15 protein-coding genes and 1 tRNA gene are annotated in these 17,376 nt (G+C 70.2%); 11 read left to right on the top strand and 5 right to left on the bottom strand.

The window, feature by feature from the left end; genetic code table 11:
- The first annotated feature begins 102 nt into the window (after window positions 1-102).
- The 5 genes from FS770_RS05740 to FS770_RS13725 all read left to right on the top strand — a co-directional run bounded on the left by FS770_RS05740 (window position 103) and on the right by FS770_RS13725 (window position 3,915).
- Window positions 103-774 carry a TetR family transcriptional regulator C-terminal domain-containing protein gene (locus FS770_RS05740; protein WP_126874784.1) on the top strand — a complete coding sequence of 224 codons (672 nt, stop codon included), beginning with the start codon at window positions 103-105 and terminating at the stop codon, window positions 772-774.
- Between the two features lie 24 nt (window positions 775-798).
- Window positions 799-2,241 carry a flavin monoamine oxidase family protein gene (locus tag FS770_RS05735; protein ID WP_244944771.1) on the top strand — a complete coding sequence of 481 codons (1,443 nt, stop codon included), beginning with the start codon at window positions 799-801 and terminating at the stop codon, window positions 2,239-2,241.
- Window positions 2,242-2,337: 96 nt separating this feature from the next.
- A complete protein-coding gene (locus FS770_RS05730; protein ID WP_145010549.1) occupies window positions 2,338-2,643 on the top strand; it encodes an antibiotic biosynthesis monooxygenase family protein in 306 nt (101 codons plus the stop codon).
- A gap of 144 nt (window positions 2,644-2,787) precedes the next feature.
- Window positions 2,788-3,426 (top strand): HD domain-containing protein, encoded by a 639-nt coding sequence (locus FS770_RS05725; protein ID WP_145010546.1) that lies wholly within the window; start codon window positions 2,788-2,790, stop codon window positions 3,424-3,426.
- A 147-nt stretch (window positions 3,427-3,573) separates the two neighbouring features.
- Window positions 3,574-3,915 (top strand): hypothetical protein, encoded by a 342-nt coding sequence (locus FS770_RS13725; protein WP_055084317.1) that lies wholly within the window; start codon window positions 3,574-3,576, stop codon window positions 3,913-3,915.
- An 85-nt stretch (window positions 3,916-4,000) separates the two neighbouring features.
- Here FS770_RS13725 and FS770_RS05715 read toward each other — a convergent pair whose 3' ends face one another.
- Window positions 4,001-5,887, bottom strand: a complete 1,887-nt coding sequence (locus tag FS770_RS05715; RefSeq protein ID WP_145010543.1) for an ABC-F family ATP-binding cassette domain-containing protein — start codon at window positions 5,885-5,887, stop codon at window positions 4,001-4,003.
- Between the two features lie 151 nt (window positions 5,888-6,038).
- Here FS770_RS05715 and FS770_RS05710 point away from each other — a divergent pair, with 151 nt between their 5' ends.
- From FS770_RS05710 to FS770_RS05695, 4 genes are all read left to right on the top strand, one after another.
- Complete coding sequence (locus FS770_RS05710) at window positions 6,039-6,785, top strand: apurinic/apyrimidinic endonuclease family protein (RefSeq protein WP_144942454.1); 747 nt, start codon at window positions 6,039-6,041, stop codon at window positions 6,783-6,785.
- A 54-nt stretch (window positions 6,786-6,839) separates the two neighbouring features.
- A tRNA-Gln gene (locus tag FS770_RS05705) sits at window positions 6,840-6,911 on the top strand.
- Between the two features lie 65 nt (window positions 6,912-6,976).
- Window positions 6,977-8,452: a bifunctional UDP-N-acetylglucosamine diphosphorylase/glucosamine-1-phosphate N-acetyltransferase GlmU gene (glmU, locus tag FS770_RS05700; RefSeq protein ID WP_145010541.1), complete on the top strand. Its 1,476-nt coding sequence runs from the start codon at window positions 6,977-6,979 to the stop codon at window positions 8,450-8,452.
- A 60-nt stretch (window positions 8,453-8,512) separates the two neighbouring features.
- Window positions 8,513-9,493, top strand: a complete 981-nt coding sequence (locus FS770_RS05695; protein ID WP_144942352.1) for a ribose-phosphate diphosphokinase — start codon at window positions 8,513-8,515, stop codon at window positions 9,491-9,493.
- 95 nt (window positions 9,494-9,588) lie between these two features.
- Here FS770_RS05695 and FS770_RS05690 read toward each other — a convergent pair whose 3' ends face one another.
- Together FS770_RS05690 and FS770_RS05685 are read right to left on the bottom strand one after the other, a co-directional pair.
- Window positions 9,589-11,283 (bottom strand): GH25 family lysozyme, encoded by a 1,695-nt coding sequence (locus FS770_RS05690; protein ID WP_145010538.1) that lies wholly within the window; start codon window positions 11,281-11,283, stop codon window positions 9,589-9,591.
- 338 nt (window positions 11,284-11,621) lie between these two features.
- Window positions 11,622-13,103 (bottom strand): sugar transferase, encoded by a 1,482-nt coding sequence (locus FS770_RS05685; RefSeq protein WP_144942350.1) that lies wholly within the window; start codon window positions 13,101-13,103, stop codon window positions 11,622-11,624.
- A gap of 645 nt (window positions 13,104-13,748) precedes the next feature.
- Between FS770_RS05685 and FS770_RS05680 the strand changes: the two genes are divergently transcribed.
- Window positions 13,749-14,378, top strand: coding sequence for a 50S ribosomal protein L25/general stress protein Ctc (locus FS770_RS05680; RefSeq protein ID WP_144942349.1), 630 nt, complete (start codon window positions 13,749-13,751; stop codon window positions 14,376-14,378).
- Window positions 14,379-14,504: 126 nt separating this feature from the next.
- Window positions 14,505-15,092, top strand: coding sequence for an aminoacyl-tRNA hydrolase (gene pth, locus FS770_RS05675; protein WP_144942348.1), 588 nt, complete (start codon window positions 14,505-14,507; stop codon window positions 15,090-15,092).
- 261 nt (window positions 15,093-15,353) lie between these two features.
- On the opposite strand, the gene nhaA is transcribed toward pth, so the two are convergent.
- Together nhaA and FS770_RS05665 are read right to left on the bottom strand one after the other, a co-directional pair.
- A complete protein-coding gene (gene nhaA, locus FS770_RS05670) occupies window positions 15,354-16,649 on the bottom strand; it encodes a Na+/H+ antiporter NhaA (protein WP_144942347.1) in 1,296 nt (431 codons plus the stop codon).
- Between the two features lie 112 nt (window positions 16,650-16,761).
- Entirely contained in the window at window positions 16,762-17,262 is a 501-nt protein-coding gene (locus tag FS770_RS05665) for a DUF2505 domain-containing protein (protein WP_094393597.1), read from the bottom strand.
- Window positions 17,263-17,376 lie beyond the last annotated feature (114 nt).

Genomic DNA, 17,376 nt, shown 5'->3' with positions numbered 1-17,376 from the left:
TCTTGACTTCGCGGTGTCGGCCCACCATATTGACCATGTGGTCAATACCACGTTCGTTGACAGTATTGGCGGGCCGAGAAGGGTGTCAAGGGATTGGGCAAGATGACCGGACAAGACGATGGGAACGGGAGCGGCGGCCCGGGCTCGCGCCGCCGACTGAACCGTGAAGAGCGCCTCGAGGAGATCCGTGCCGTGGCACAGGCCCAAGCCCTGAGCTCCGGACTGCAGCAGCTGACCCACCGCAGTATTGCCGCGGAACTGGGGGTGACCCACGCTCTCGTGGTGCACTACGAACCGGACATCGAGTCCCTGCGGGCGCGGACCTGCGAAGCCCTGCTGATGGGGGAGTTTGACGAGGTGGTGGGCACGCTGAACGGCGATGCGGACCCGGTGAGCAACCTCAGCCGGGTGATCGGTCTCATGAGTCGCCCAGGCCGGGAGGATTTCGCCGGAGTGTGGCTGGACGGCTGGAGCCTGGGGCGGCGGGATGCCGCTGCGGCTCGCGCAGTGCGGGCGATGATGGACAGATGGCAGGGCCTCGTGGCGAACATGCTCTCCCGGGGCACCGGGGCTGGGGTGTTCGCGGACGTGGACCCCCAGGAGTGCGCCTGGGAGATCATCGCGCTGCTCGACGGACTCAGCGCCCACACGCTTGTGGGTTACGGGGACCCGCAGCACTATTCCGCCCGGGTCGCGGCGCCGGTGGAGGCACGTCTCGGGTTGGCGCGCGGCACCCTCAACGCGACACTCGCACCGGTTCACGGCCCACACTGAATGCCAGTCACGCAGGAGGATCACATGCAGAAGAACACCGTCGCACAGGAGTCACCGGTGCTCGGCAGCCACGACGTGGTCGTAGTCGGCGCCGGCATCTCGGGGCTCACCGCCGCCGAGCTGCTCGTGCAGCGCGGCCTGGACGTGCTCGTCCTCGAGGCCCGGGACCGCGTGGGCGGGCGCACCGAGGGCGGGCGCTTCGCCTCCGGGACGCCGATCGAGCTCGGCGGCCAGTGGGTGGGCCCCACCCAGGACGAGGTCCTGGCGCTCGCCGCGCGCCTCGGGCTGCAGACCTTCACCGTGCACGACGACGGCGCCTCGCTGCTCTTCGCGGACGACGAGCGCCGCGAGGGCTCGGACGACACCTTCGGACTGGGTGAGGAGTCCGCGGCGGCCTTCCTGGAGGTGCTGCGCCTAATAGACACCACGGCCGCGGGCCTGGACCTCGAACGGCCCTGGCTCAGCCCGGACGCCGCAGCCCTGGACCGGATCACGGCGGCCCAGTGGCTGCGGGAGCACTGCGCGGACGACGGCGCCCGCGATTTCACGGACACTATGCTCGCCTCGATCTTCGCGGCGGAGTCGGACGAGTACTCGGCCCTGCACATGCTCTTCTACCTGGGCTCCGGCGGGGGTCTGCACCGCATGATGACCACCATCGGCGGTGCGCAGGAGTCCCGGATCCTCGGCGGCACGCACCAGCTCTCGGAGGGCCTGGCGCGCACGCTGGGGGATCGGGTGGTCCTCGGCACCGAGGTGCTGGGCGTGACCGGCTGGAACGCGGCGTCGTCGGCGGGGGGGGCGCACCACGCCGAGGAGGCGGGTGAGCCGGCCCGCCCCGTGCGGGTCCACACGTCGGCCGGAGACCACGAGGCCAGCGCCGTGGTGGTCGCGCTGCCCCCGGTCATGGCGTCGAGGCTGCACTACGAGCCGGCGCTGCCCGCCAACCGTGACATCGCGCTATCGCACATGACGGCGGGCAACGTCCTGAAGTTCCAGGTGGAGTACGAGGAGCCGTTCTGGCGCGCCGAGGGGCTGAGCGGGACCGTGCTGAGCCTGGACCACCACGTGTCCCTGGTCTACGACAACTGCGTGCCGGACTCGGAGCGCGGCATCCTGGTGGCGTTCGTGGAGGGTCGCCACGCGCGCGCGTTCAACGAGCTGGGTGAGGTCGAGCGCGCCCGCCTGGTGCTCGCGGACCTCGCACAGTTCTTCGGTGAGCGGGCGGGGTGGCCCACCGAGGTGCTGCAGCGCAACTGGTCCGAGGAGTCCTTCACCCGCGGCTGCTACGGCGGCCGGTTCGCCACGGGGCTGTGGACCACCGTGGGCAAGGATCTGGCGCGGCGCTCGGGGGCGATCTCCTGGGCGGGGGCGGAGACGGCGACCGTGTGGAACGGCTACATCGACGGCGCCATCCGCTCCGGCCAGCGCGCCGCCCGGGAGGTCTGCGACGCGCTGGGGCTGTGACGACGTCGCCCGGCCGGGCTGCCTGCCGCACGCCACGACAGCGCGTGGTCGCTGTGCCTACAGTGGACGGGTCGGCACCACCATGAGGAGGCACACATGTCCGTCGTGAAGATCAACGCCATCGAGGTTCCCGAGGGCTCCGGCCACGAGCTCGAGGCGCGCTTCGCCGCCCGCAGGCACGCCGTGGACGGCGAACGCGGCTTCGAGGGTTTCCAGCTGCTGCGTCCGGTGGCGGGGGAGAGGCGCTACTTCGTGGTGACCACGTGGGCCACCCAGGAGGACTTCGAGGCGTGGCGTGACGGCAACGCGAAGGCGGCCCACGCGGGCGGGGACAGCAGGCCCGTGGCCACCGGGGCCTCCCTGCTGGAGTTCGAGGTCGTGGACCTGGGGCGGGGGGACTGAGTCCCCGGCGTGGGCACGGCCCACGCCGTTGAACAGGGCGCAGATCCCGGCGAGCACGGCCAGCCGCCCCTGCGTCAGCGCGGGCGGCATGACCCGTCCTGGTCCGCGGAACAGAGCAGCACCATCGAACGAAGGAACACCACCATGACAGACACCGTTGCAGGAATCGCGGTGCCGGACACCGCACTGACCCGCGAGATCACCGAGTACATCCGTGACACCGAGGACGACCTGCTCTACCACCACTCCCGCCGGGTCTTCTTCTTCGGTGCGCTGGTGGGTCAGGCGCAGGAGCTCAGCGTCGACCATGAACTGCTCTACGCGGGTGCCATGTTCCACGACCGCGGTCTCACCCAGGACCACCAGGAGTCGATGCTGCGCTTCGAGGTGGACGGCGCGAACGACGTCTTCGACTTCCTCATGGAGCGCGGGGCGTCCCGGGACAGGGCGCACAGCGCGTGGCTCGGCATCGCCCTGCACACGACTCCCGGGATCCCGGAGTTCATGGCCCCGGAGGTCGCCCTCGTGAGCGCGGGCGTGGAGACGGACGTGCTGGGCATGCACTTCGACGAGGTGAGCGAGGATGCCCGCCGAGCCGTGGTGGAGCTGCACCCGCGCCCGGACTTCAAGAACCGCATCCTCTCCGCGTTCCACCACGGCATGGCGCACCGCCCGGGCTCCACGTTCGGCACCATGAACGCGGACGTCCTCGCACACTTCGAGCCCGGCTTCGAGCGGGACGACTTCGTGGAGATCATCAAGGGCAACGGCTGGAGCGAGTGAGTCTCCCTTCAGCCTTGCGCGGCCCCGCTCGGAACTCGCCGGGCAGGGGCCGCGATTTCTGGTGTCGCCCCTGGCAGGAATTGTGGGAATAACTATCAAGCACCGACCGGACTCGACCCGGTCGGTTCCGACAGCCAGAAGGCACCCATGGACCTTTTCGACGTCGTCGCCGTGGTGGGCGGCTGCGATTCGGGGCGCTGGCGGCACACGGCCCGCGCCCTGCTCAACGTGGAGGACGGCCCGTCCCTGACGGACCCCCGCGTGACAGCCCTGCGCTCGGAGAACGTGCGGCCCCTGCGCCCCGGACGGCTGAAGCGGCTGCTGGCCCGGCGCATCGAGGTCGGGGAGGTCGGCACGGTGGGTTCGCTCGGTGGGCTTCTGCCGCTGCGCCACTCGCTCGCGCGTCACCGCCCGCGGGAGCCACGTGGGCCGCCCGATCCCCTTCTCGCAACTCGCCACCGGTCCCGTGGCGCGGACCGAAGACCGTGATCCGTTTCCGGCGTGGTCGGTGGTGTCCGAGCGGCGCGACTGGGCGGGCGCCGCGCCCGCGCCCGCCTGTCGGGTAGGGGCTCCTCTACTCCAGTGCCTCGCCCAGTTCGAGCCAGCGCATCTCGAGCTCGTCGACCTGCTCCTGAAGCTCGGACTTCCGGGCCGCGAGCTTGCCGAGACCCTCGAAGTCGGAGGGGTCCGCCTCCGCCATGGTGGCGTCCAGCGACTCGGTCTCCTTCTGCAGCTTCTGCAGCCTGCGCTCCACGGCGCCGAGCTCCTTCTGGGCCGCACGCGCCTCGGCGCCGCCGAGCGCGGGACGCGACGGTGCGGCGTCGTCGCCGGACGAACCGGCACCCGAGGCCGCCGTGCCCGGGGCTGCGGAGCCCGCGGATGCAGAGCCGCCCGCCAGCGGGTTGGACGCGCCCTTCGACCCGGCCGCGGAGCCCGAGGCCGAGGACGCCGAGAGCTTGAGGTACTCCTCCACCCCGCCGGGCAGGTGGCGGAATCGGCCGTCGATCACCGCGTACTGCTGGTCCGTCACACGTTCGAGCAGGTAGCGGTCGTGGGAGACCACCAGCAGCGTGCCCGGCCAGGTGTCCAGAAGGTCCTCCATGGCAGCGAGCATGTCCGTGTCGAGGTCGTTGGACGGCTCGTCCAGGATCAGCACGTTGGGCTCGTCCAGCAGGATCAGCAGCAGCTGCAGGCGCCGCTTCTGCCCGCCGGAGAGGTCCTTGACCGGGGTCTTCAGCTGCGCGGAGGTGAACCCGAGGCGTTCCAGCAGCTGCGTGGGCGTCATCTCCTTGCCGCCGGTGAGGTAGGAGGTCTTCTTCTGCGCGACCACGTCGGAGACACGGTCCTGCGCCACGTCAGCGAGCTCGTCCAGCTGCTGCGTGAGCGTGGCGATCTTCACCGTCTTACCCCGCTTGACCCGCCCGGAGGTGGGCTCCACCTCTCCCGTGACGAGGCCCAGCAGCGTGGACTTGCCCGCCCCGTTGACGCCCAGGATGCCGGTGCGCTCGCCGGGGGCGATCAGCCACGTGACGTCACGCAGCACCCGGGTCTCGCCGGAGCCGTCCTCGGCAGGGAAGGCGACCGAGACGTCCTCGATGTCCACCACGTCCTTGCCGAGCCGGGAGACGGCCATGCGGGACAGGGACACGGTGTCCCGGGGCGGGGGGACGTCCTCGATCAGGGTGTTGGCCGCCTCGATGCGGAACTTCGGCTTGGAGGTGCGCGCCGGGGCGCCGCGGCGCAGCCACGCGAGCTCCTTGCGCATCAGGTTCTGCCGCTTCTGCTCCACCACGGCGACCTGGCGGTCACGCTCTACGCGCTGCAGCACGTACGCCGCGTACCCGCCCTCGAAGGGCTCCACGAGGCGGTCGTGGACCTCCCACGTGTCCGTGCACACGGCGTCGAGGAACCAGCGGTCGTGGGTCACCACGGCCAGCGCGCCCGAGGTCCTCGACCAGCGCGAGTTCAGATGCCTGGCGAGCCACGTGATGCCGTCCACGTCCAGGTGGTTGGTGGGCTCGTCCAGGAAGATCACGTCCCAGTCCCCGGTCAGCAGGCTCGCGAGCGCCACGCGGCGCCGCTGCCCGCCGGAGAGCCGGCCCACGGGGGTGTCCCAGTCCACGTCCGCGACGAGGCCCTCGACCACGTCCCGCACCTTGGCGTCCGCGGCCCACACGTAGTCGGGGACGTCGCCGACGACGGCGTGGCCCACCGTCTGCTCCGGGTCCAGGGTGTCCGCCTGGTCCAGCATTCCCACGGTGGTGCCCGAGCGCACGGTCACCCTCCCGGAGTCCGGCTGGATCCGCCCCGCCAGCAGGCGCATCAGGGTGGACTTGCCGTCCCCGTTGCGCCCGACGATGCCGATCCGGTCACCCTCGTTCACCCCCACGGTGACCGCGTCGAACACGGTCTTGGTGGGGTACTCGAGGTGCAGGTTTTCTCCGCCGATCAGATGAGCCACCCGCCAAGGATACAAGCGCGGGGGGAGAGCGGTCCGTGCCGCGGTTGCCCGCCCTGGCACCCGGGGGGAGCGTCGGTGCGCGCCCGTGGGCTCAGGGGCACGGCGGGGCCCCGGCGCCGCGCCCCGTGCGTGTCGTGGGACACTGGGTGCCATGCAGGAGACAGGTGCGGGCGCCGGACCCGCGGGAACAGTCTTGGACGAGGCCCAGGACCTCGCGGGGGCACTCGCCGCTGTGGCGGGGCGCCCGGGGCCGGTGGAGATCACGATCGGCGGCGACCGCCCGGTGGGCCCGCAGATGGGCTCCGTGGTGCGCCGCCAGGCCGGGGAGCGGCTGCGGGCGGCCGGGGCCGATCCGCTGCTGCTGCGCGCCCCCGTTGCCGTGGACGACGACATCCCGGACGAGGGCGTGATCGCCGCCGTGGACGACGCCCTGGACCTGTGCCGCGGCGTCGGCGCGGGCATGCTCGTCCTTGCGCTGGGAGGTGTGGCCCACCGCGGCCGCCAGCGCCAGCGCCTCTACTCCATGCTCGCCGCGCTCGCTGAGGCCGCCTCGGACCGCGGCGTGCGGCTCATGGTGCAGAACAGCGCCGAGGTGGACGAGGTGGGGATGCTGCTGGCCCTGTTGGACCGCGAGCACGACCAGGGCACCCTGGACGTCAGCGCTCGGGGCACCACCTCCCTGGCGTGGGACCTCTCGCGCTCGCGGGCCGCCGGACAGCCAGACGACGACTCCTGGGCCGTGGTGCGCCGGGCCGCCTCCCGCGCTCCGGTCCTGGTGCGTGGACTGCGCGCACAGGACGACGCCGAGCTGCTGCGCACCCTGCCCGGATACCGGGAGTGCCGGGCCCTGGGGAGTGTGATCACCGTGCTGACGGCGGATGACCGGATGATAAAGTGACCTCTCGTGTGCCCGCGGGCACACACGTGTGTTGCACCCCGCGGGGCGCAATGCTCCGCCATGGTGTAATTGGCAGCACACCGGCCTTTGGAGCCGTGAGTCTAGGTTCGAGTCCTAGTGGCGGAACGCACGACACATCGAGGCGCAGATGGCCCCCCACCGCCTCACGAGCAACCAGAGGAGTCTGCTCCGTGAGCACCGTTGACACCGTGGAAGGTGGGGAGACCCCCGCCGCAATCATCGTCCTGGCCGCGGGAAAGGGCACCCGCATGAAGTCCAAGGTCCCCAAGATCCTGCACCCCATCGGCGGCCGGTCCATGGTGGGCCACGCACTGAAAACGGCGCGGGAGCTCTCGCCGCAGCGCGTCGTCGCCGTGGTGCGTCACCAGCGGGACCTCGTGGCGGAGCACATCGGCGAGCTGGACGCGGACGTGCTGATCGCGGACCAGTCGGACGTCCCCGGCACCGGCTCCGCCGTGGATGCCGGGCTCGACGTCCTGGACGCCGAGATCCCCGTGACCGGCACCGTGCTGGTGACCTACGGGGACGTCCCCCTGCTTACCGCGCAGACGCTGCGCGAGTTCACCTCCCACCACGTGGCCCACGGCAACGCCGTGACCGTGCTGAGCGCGGACCACCCGGAACCCGGCAAGTACGGCCGGATCCTGCGGGACACGGACGGGCAGTTCACCGGGATCAAGGAGTTCAAGGACGCAACGGACGCCGAGCGTGCCGTGAGCGAGGTCAACTCCGGGATCTTCGCGTTCGACGCCGCTGTGCTGCGCGACGCGCTGTCCCGCGTGGACACGGACAATGCCCAGGCGGAGAAGTACCTCACGGACGTCCCCCGCCTGGCGCGCGAGGCCGGCCACCGCGTGGACGCCCTGAAGATGGCGGACTACATGGAGCTCGAGGGCGCCAACGATCGCGTCCAGCTCGCCGCCCTCGGCCGCTACCTGAACCAGCGCACGCTCGAGCGGCACATGCGCAACGGGGTGTCCATCGTGGACCCCGCCACCACGTGGATCGACGACACCGTGGAGCTCGAGGCGGACAGCACCGTGCTGCCCGGCACCCAGCTCCACGGGCGCACCGTGGTGGGGGAGGACGCCGTCGTGGGCCCGGACACCACCCTCACGGACGTCACCGTGGGTCGTGGCGCCACCGTGGTGCGCACCCACGGCAGCGATGCGCAGCTCGCCGCCGGCTCCATCGTGGGGCCCTTTGCCTACCTGCGCCCGGGCACGGTCCTGGGCGAGGACGCGAAGATCGGAACGTTCGTGGAGACGAAGAAGGCCGAGATCGGCCGCGGCTCCAAGGTCCCGCACCTGTCCTACGTGGGGGACGCCACCATCGGGGAGAACTCGAACATCGGCGCCGCCTCCGTCTTCGTCAACTACGACGGCGTGGCCAAGCACCACACCACCGTGGGCAACGACGTCCGCATGGGCTCGGACAACATGTACGTGGCACCCGTGACCGTGGGGGACGGCGCCTACTCCGGCGCTGGGACCACGGTGCGCAAGGACGTCCCCGCGGGCGCCCTGGTGCTGACCGAGGGCAAGCAGGTCATTGTGGAGGGCTGGGTGCAGAGGCACCGTCCCGGCACGGCGGCCGCCCGCGCGGCGGAGGCCGCCACCCAGTCCGACCGCAACGACCACGCCTGAGCCCGGGCGCACGCTGCGCGAGCAAGTGATCCAGCAGGAATCCTAGGAAAGCGAGTCCACATGACCGGCATCACCAACACGGGTTCGAACCGCATGGTTCTGCTCTCGGGTCGGGCGCACCCCGAACTCGCGCAGAGCATCGCGAGCGAGCTGGGGACGGAACTGGTTCCCACGGACGCGTACGACTTCGCCAACGGCGAGACCTACGTGCGCTTCGGCGAGTCGGTGCGCGGTGCGGACGCGTTCCTCATCCAGTCCCATCCCGCACCCATCAACCAGTGGCTGATGGAGCAGCTCATCATGCTGGACTCCCTCAAGCGGGCCTCCGCCAAGTCCATCACCGTGGTCAGCCCCTTCTACCCCTACGCCCGCCAGGACAAGAAGCACCGCGGCCGCGAGCCCATCTCTGCCCGCCTGATCGCGGACCTCTACAAGACCGCCGGAGCGGACCGTCTGATGTCCGTGGACCTGCACACGGCGCAGATCCAGGGCTTCTTCGACGGCCCCGTGGACCACCTCATGGCCATCCCGCTGCTCAGCGACTACGTGCGCTCTGCGGTGGACGTGGACAACGTCACCGTGGTCTCCCCAGACACCGGCCGCGTGCGCGTGGCCGAGCAGTGGGCTGAGCGCCTGGGCGGTGCACCGTTGGCGTTCGTGCACAAGACCCGTGACATCACCGTGCCCAACCAGGCGGTCTCCAAGGAGGTCGTGGGCAACATCAAGGGCCGCACGTGCGTGCTCATCGACGACATGATCGACACCGGCGGAACCATCACCGGCGCGGTGCAGGTCCTCAAGGACCAGGGCGCCACCAACGTGATCATCGCCGCCACCCATGCCGTGTTCTCCGGGCCGGCCGTGGAGCGCCTCGCCAACTGCGGGGCGGACGAGGTCGTGGTCACCGACACCCTGCCGGTGCCCGAGGAGAACACCTTCGAGAACCTCACGGTGCTCTCCATTGCGCCCCTGATCGCCCGGGCCATCCAGGAGGTTTTCGAGGACGGCTCGGTCACGAGCCTGTTCAACGGCAACTCCTGAGCGGGCCCGCCCAGCGGGTGCACGAGAACGGCGGGCGGTCCCCGGACCAGGGGACCGCCCGCCGTCATCGTTGGCGCGGTGGGATCAGCCGCGTGTCACAGCCTGACCACCCGCGTGACACCGGTCGCGGTGTCGTAGCCGATCATGTAGCCGTTGGAGAACTGCTGGCGGACCTCGGTGCCCGCCCGGTACTCGTCCGTGGTGGGGAAGCCGTAGCCGCGCTCCATGCCGGCCTTGGCCCAGCGCTGTCCGATCGCGCCGAACTCCTTGACGGCGTGGGACCCGGTGCGGCTGCTCCACATCACCTTGGTGTTCTTGCCCGCGGTGGTTCGGAAGACCTGGTAGGCGCCGCCACTCGTGCTGCGCTCCTGGTTCAGGGGGAAGCCGTAACCGCGCTCTCGGCCCGCGGAGATGAACTTCTTGCCGATGCTCGTGGTGTTGCGCAGCATGTGCCCCCCGGTGCGGCTGTGCCAGTACCCGGTGGACTTCACACCGTTGCGGGAGAACTCCTGGTAGCGCCCTCCGTACGCGGCGTTGCCCTCGCCCGTCACCGGGGAGCCCCACGTGGCGGCGCCGCCCGTCGAGTTGTACACGGCCCCGATGCCGCCGCTCACGCTGTACCCGGAGGCGCGGCCACCCAGGGGCTTGTAGGAGCTGGAGGATGCCAGGGAGGCGAACCGCGCCCAGGACCCGCCATAGACGTTGGAGTCGCCGGAGAACGGCCCGTTGTCCGTGAACTGCCAGATGTCGTGGGTGGACCAGCCGTTGGGCATCCGCCCCGGGCTGGCCACGCCGTAGGACGCGAGGTGCAGGGGGTGGTTGTTGAACTGGGACGTGTTGCCCGTGCAGGTCTGCCACCAGTCCGTGGTGGTGTAGATGGCGGGCAGGCGCCCGGTGCGCTGCTTGTAGCGGTCCGAGAAGGACTTGATCCACGTGTTCATCTGCGCGGCGGACATGTTGTAGCACGTGTTGCCCAGGGCCGAGTACGGGTTGTACTCGATGTCCAGCAGCCCGGGCAGGGTGCGCCCGTCCGCGGACCAGCCTCCGCCGTTGTTCACGAAGAAGTCCGCCTGCGCCGCTCCGGAGGACTGGGACGGCAGCGCGAAGTGGTAGCCGCCGCGGTTCATGCCCACCGCGTAGGAACCGGTGTACTGGTCGTTGAACGCCTCGGAGCGGTAGTTGATGCCCTCCGTGGTCTTCACGTACGCGAAGCGCGCGCCCGCGTTGTACTCGGCGCTCCAGTTGATGGCGGGCTGCCAGCCGGAGACGTCCATGCCCGCGATGCCCGCGGGGCGCCAGGTGCTGGCCCGGATCACCAGCGACATCGCGCCCGCCGGGCCCACGGCCGTGGGCCCGGCCGCCTGGGCGGAGGAGGACGACGTCGCGTCCGTGGTGGGCTCCGCCGAGGCCTTTCCGGTGGCCTTGTCGGACGCCTTGCCCGACGGCGTGGCGCTGGGGGAGGCGGCGTCGGAGCCGAGCACCGTGGCCGCCACCTTCTCCACCTCCTTCTCGGAGGCGCCGGAGAGCTTGGTGGTGTCCGCCATGGACTTCAGTTTCTGGCCCATGGTGGCGCCGGGGTTCTTGTCACCGGTCTTGGGGGGAGTGGCCGGGAGCTTGGGGTCCTCGACCACCGTCGCGAGCTCCTTGGTCTCCACGGAAACCACGTCGCCCTTGGCGGGGTTGAGGTTCTCGTGCGGGTCGTCCGCCGCTGCGGCGGGCATGAGGGTGGACAGTGTCAGCACGGCGGCCGTGACGGCGGCGGGCAGGACGGATCGTCTGGGGGAGATCATGCGTGATGCCTTTACTGCGTGGGGGGAAAGCCACTCGATGGGGGAAGAGGAGTGACCTGGGGGGACGCACTAGAAAGTGTAAATGTTCACCATGAAAATCGATGTATCTTGCGTCCCCTGATTGATAACGGAGTCATTTCGGGACGGAAAAGTTTCGATTTCCGAGGCCCCGCGGCCCAAGCAGGCCCTCATGGCACTGCCGATGGCCTCGGGCGCCCTGGATGCCGTCGCGGTGCTCCGGGCGCCGTTGCGGCGGCTCGGGCGGGCCCACGACGGAGGACGCCGCCCTCCCCGTGGTGGGAGAGCGGCGTCCTCTACGGGCGGGGTGCGGGTGACGCTCAGTAGGCGCCGTCCGAGGCGAAGACCGCGCGGACGGTGCGCAGCATGATGACCAGGTCCTGGACCGGGGACCAGTTCTCCACGTAGTACAGGTCCAGGCGCACGCTCTGGTTCCAGTCCAGGTCCGAACGGCCCGAGACCTGCCACAGGCCGGTGATTCCGGGGCGGACCCGCAGCCGGCGGTAGACGTGCTGCTCGTACTTGTCCACCTCGCTGGCCAGGGGCGGGCGTGGGCCCACCAGCGACATGGTGCCGTTGAGGACGTTGATGAACTGGGGCAGCTCGTCCAGGCTGTAGCGGCGCATCCACGTTCCCGGCTTCGTCACGCGGGGGTCGTCCTTCATCTTGAAGAGCACCCCGCCCTCGGACTCGTTGGTGGCCAGCAGGGCAGCCTTGCGCTCCTCTGCGTCCACGTACATGGACCGGAACTTGAGCATGCGGAACCGGGTGCCGTCGATGCCCACGCGCTCTTGGGCGAAGAGGGCGGGCCCGCCGTCGTGCGCCCTGACCAGAACGGCCAGCCCGATCATGACCGGCGAGAGCAGCACCAGTGCGGTCAGTGAGCCCACGATGTCGATCAGGCGCTTGACGGTCTTCTTGGCGCGGGTGAACCGGGGCGTGGCCACGTGGATCAGCGGCAGACCAGCAAGCTGCTGCGTGTGGATGCGCGGCCCGGCAATGTCCGTGAGGCCGGTGTTCATGACCAGGCGGATCCGCTCGTCCGCGAGCGCCCACCCCAGGTGCCGGATCTCCGTGGTGCTCAGGGGGACGGCGGCGGCCATCACCAGGGTCTCGACGTCGTGCTCACGGCACGCCTGCACGATGCCCGAGACACTGGGGCGGTCCTGCGCCGCGAGGGCGTTTTGCGGCAGCCGCACCGAGGAGAGCGAAGCGGGGAGGCGGTGGTGGGACGTGGGCATGTAGACGGCCACGGGGTCGAAACCGGCGTCCGGACGCTCCTGCAGCTCGCCCACGAGCTCCACGGCACCGGGGAAGCGGCCCACGACCATGGTGCGGGACATGTTCTGGCCCTTGGCGCGGCGCAGGATCAGCTGGCGCCGAGCCGTCATCCGACCCGCCAGCAGCACGACGGTGCCGACCGGCAGGGCGATCAGGATGTAGCCGCGGGCCGTGGGCACGTCCAGCGCGTAGGAGGCGATCGCAATGGCCGCGAAGAGCGTGAGCGAGGCGGTGACCACCTGCTTGGCCTCCTCGGCGCCGTTGCCGATCAGCCGGACCTCGCGCGTGCCCCGCAGCTCGAGCCAGCCCCACCACACCACCGCGAGCACGAGGCCCACGAACCAGTACGGCACGGGCAGCAGCGTGTCCACGTGCAGCAGGCCCTGGAGCCAGCCGAACCGCAGCGCCTGGGCGAGACTCACCGCCAGGAGCAGCGCCACGGCGTCGTAGAGCCGCAGCTTCTGCTGGTAGCTGTGCCGCCACGAGACGTGCCTGTGCTTGTGCTGTGCTTTTTGGAACACGGTCGACGAACCTTCCCCCAGAACCGTTCGACGGCGAGACACCCCACGCGCTCGCTCGGATGCGGTGACCGAGTCAGAGGCGGCCCCCGCACCACGGTGTTCATCTCCCCCGAGATTTACGCCCGCTAAGCACCGAATATACCCTCCCACGTGGGCGAATACTGCCGAAATGCATGATTCGGTACGCAATTGTGGACATCCGACAGGCCGGGATCGCGGGGTTCGTGGCCCGGTTGGGGGTCACGTGCCTCCGAGTTGTGGACACCGCCGCGCCGGGTGCCTGCGCCCCCAGTGGAGCCCACGCCCCGCTGTTTCCGCGGCTCATGGGCGGCGCACGTGTGCCGGCCCTGCGGAGGGCGACGACGGCGCTCCCCACGGCGGCGGGGAGGGTCCCGTGGGCGGCGGGCGCGCGGCGTCGTCGTGGTACCGTGGGCGGGTTGCCAAGGCGAGGGGGCAGGACTCTGCCCCGTTATCGACGACGGCCTGTGGATCCCGATCCGCCACCCCGGTGAACACGCCCCGGGGAGCGTGAGTGGGGTGCCGCACCACGTCGATCGGAAGTCGTTCGGACACGCGGTGCGAGAGCACCGGAGCTCCGAACGGTCCGAGGTGACCATCCGGACCCACGATCGAAGGAGACCCACCATGGTGGACGTCATCACCATTCCCGCCACCCTGCGCACCGAGTTCGGCAAGGGCTACGCCCGCCGCGTGCGCGCCAACGACCAGATCCCCGCCGTGATCTACGGCCACGGCGCCGAGCCGCTGCACGTGATCCTGCCGGGCCACGACATGATGCTCGCGTCCCGCAACCCCAACGCCGTGCTCGAGATCAACGTGGACGGCGAGGGCCACCTGGCCATGATCAAGGAGGTGCAGCGCCACGCGGTGCGCCCCGAGATCCTGCACATCGACCTGCTGACCGTGCGCCGCGGCGAGCGCGTCGAGGTCGAGGTTCCCCTGTCCGTCGCGGGCGAGGTCGCCCCGACCGCCGTCCACAACCTCGAGGAGAACGTGCTCCTGATCGAGGCGGACGCCCTGAAGGTGCCCGAGCACTTCGAGATCGACATCGAGGGCCGCGAGCCCGGCGAGCACATCTACGCCGCGGACGTCACCCTGCCCTCCGGCGTCACGCTCGTCTCCGACCCGGAGCTGCTGGTCGTCAACGTCTCCGAGCCCGTCGAGCAGGACCTCGGCGAGGAGCCGGAGACCGACGAGGAGTCCGAGGGCGAGGGCTCCGAGGAGGCCGCCGAGCAGTCCGAGGACAACGAGTAGGAACCACTCGTTCGTCGCGCCCGCCAGGGTGCGGCGCGGCCCGTGCGGCGGCAGGCACCCTGGTGTGTCTGCCGCCGTTCGGCGTTGCGGGGGCTTCACAGAGGGCTCGAGGAGAGGGAGAACGAGATGACGGACCGCACCCTGGTGGTGGGACTGGGCAATCCCGGCGACGCGTACGCCGGAACGCGCCACAACGTTGGAGCAATGGTCGTGGCCGAGCTCGCGCGGCGGGCGGGGGAGAAACTCTCCGCACACAGGGCCCGGGCCGCCGTTGCCGAGACGCGGATGCGCCCCGGGTCGCCGCGCCTCGTGCTCGCTCAGCCGTTGAGCTACATGAACGTCTCCGGGGGGCCGGTGAGTGCGCTGGCGAAGTACTACTCCCTGGGACTGGAGGACCTCGTGGTGGTGCACGACGACGTCGACCTCCCGTTCGGTGCGGTCAAGCTCAAGCGCGGCGGCGGCGAGGGCGGGCACAACGGCCTGCGCGACATCACCAAGGCCATGGGTGGCCGGGACTACGTGCGGGTGCGTGTGGGGGTGGGGCGGCCCCCGGGGCGGATGGACACCGCAGACTATGTGCTCAAGCGCTTCTCCGGGGCACAGGCGAAGGAGCTGCCTCTGCTGGTCTCCGATGCCGCGGATGCCGTGGAGATGCTGACCGAACAGGGCCTCACCGAGGCGCAGCAGCACTTCCACGCGCGCGACCCGGCCTGAACGGGCGCCGGAGGCGGCACCCGGGCGGCACTCGGTGCCTGGGGTCGCCCGGGCGCAACTTTGGCCCTGCCAACACTGAGCATGTGCACTCCGGGGCTTCCCAACGTGCACTTGCTCAGTTCTTGCAGGGGTGCCGAGGTGGCAGGGGGCGCGCTGAACATGAAAATCGACGGATCCTGGGATGGATCCGTCGATTTTCATGTGCGGCGGAGGACTGCTGCCGCGCTCGCACGTGGTGGGCGGGGACGCCCCACCTGGCAGTCAGTCGAGGGTGTCGGGGTCGTTGCCCGCCGCGCGCATCGCCTTGTACTTGGCGTTGCGCGGTGCCATGAACGCCGCACCGATCGCGGCCGCCAGGAGGGAGCCGCACAGGATGCCCACCTTGGCGTGGTCGCTGTGGGGGCTGCCCTCGCCGAAGCTGAGCTCCGCGACCAGCAGGGACACGGTGAAGCCGATGCCGGCGACGAACGTCATGCCGAGCATGTCGAGCCAGGTGTAGTCCTTGTCCTTCTCCGCGGACGTGAACCGGTCCATCAGCCACGCGGCCCCGAAGATGCCCAGGGGCTTGCCGAGCACCAGACCGGCCACGATGCCCAGGGCCACAGGGTCCATGGCGGCGTCCTTGATGCCGCTGAGACCGCCCACGGCCACGCCGGCCGAGAAGAACGCGAAGACCGGGATGATCACGCCGTTGGACAGCGGACGGAAGCGGTGCTCCAGGGTGGGGGCCAGGCCCAGCCGGGGGTCCTCCTCGCGGATGATGCGCGGTTTCTCCTTGAGCACGGGGACCATGAAGCCCAGCAGCACACCCGCGATCGTGGCGTGGATGCCGGACTCGTACACGAGCCACCAGGTGACCAGACCGATGGGCAGGAGGATGACCCACGCCGCCCAGTGCTTGTCCATGAACCAGGTCATGTACTTGTGGGTGAGGAACCAGAACAGGGCGAGCAGCACGGCCGCGCCGATCAGGAACGGGAACTTGACGCTCTCGGTGTACACGAACGCGATGATCGCGATGGCAATGAGGTCGTCCACGACCGCCAGCGTGAGCAGGAACGTGCGCATGGCCACGGGGAGGGACGAGCCCACCACGGCCAGGACGGAGACGGCGAACGCGATGTCCGTGGCGGTGGGGATCGCCCAGCCGTGCAGTGCCGTGGGCTCGCCGCCGGAGGCGAGGTTGACCCCCAGGAAGATCAGCGCGGGCACCAGCACACCGCCGGCGGCCGCCACCACCGGCAGGATCGCCTTGCGGATGTTGTGCAGCTCGCCGTCCACGAACTCGGCCTTGAGCTCCAGGCCGGTCAGGAAGAAGAACACCGCGAGCAGCCCGTCCGCGGCCCAGTGCCCCACGGTGTGCTGCAGTCCGGCCACCTCGCCGGGGCCCACCTCGGCGTCGCGCAGCCCGAAGTAGAAGTCACTCCAGGGAGAGTTGGCCAGCACCAGGGCGAGCACCATGGCGATCAGCAGGAAGAGGCCACCGGTGGTGTCCTTGCGGAGGAAATCCATGACGGATCCACCGGATTCGGAGGACGTCTGCGTGTCCGTACTCACAACAAAAAGCTCCCGTCGCGTGGTTCGGTCGTGAACCGCGATCGTCGTGTCGAATGGAAATGGGTCGGGCTGCGCCGTGTGCGCAGCCCGACCGTCCTGTCAGCGGTGGGTCTCAGCCCTTGGAGATCCACGCCTCGGCCTCGCGGGCCTGCAGGGTGAGCGCCTTGCCGATGTAGGGCTCTGCGGCGGCGGCGATCTTCTTGCCGACCAGCGGGATGTTGGCCTGGACCTCGCCGGTGACGTCCACCGAGGTCTCGTTCTCGCCGAGCGGCTTGATGCTCTGCTGGGCGGTGGCGCCCACGGGCAGCCCGCCGGCCTTGATCTCGGTGCGCACGGTGCGCGAGCCGTCCGCCGCGGGGGCGTCGTAGGTGTCCACCTGGGTCAGCTTCACGCCGCCCTTCACGAACTTCTGCACGACGTCCGGCAGCTTGTCCGCGCCCATGCTGCGCACCGTGGTGGCCGTGAACGCGGTGGAGGTGTCCCCGTTGACCTCGAAGGACTCGAGCTCGGTGCCGGCACGGTCGCTGACGTGGCGGACGAAGGCCTCGTCCACGAACGTCTTCAGGACGGTGTCCACGGGGGCCTTGATGGTGGTGGATGCGTTGACGGACATGGTGCTCCTTCTGGGTCGGTTCAGGGGCGTGGGTCCCCGTGCGGGCGTGCACCCGTACGGGCTACTGCCCTCATCCTAATCGCGTGAGTCGCATGGGGCCCCGCCGCACGGGCG

The sequence above is a fragment of the Kocuria salsicia genome (assembly GCF_007681555.1).
In the GTDB taxonomy this organism is placed as follows: domain Bacteria; phylum Actinomycetota; class Actinomycetes; order Actinomycetales; family Micrococcaceae; genus Kocuria; species Kocuria salsicia.
Note: the sequence above shows the minus strand (reverse complement) of the source record. Positions and strands in the feature narration are given on the sequence as shown.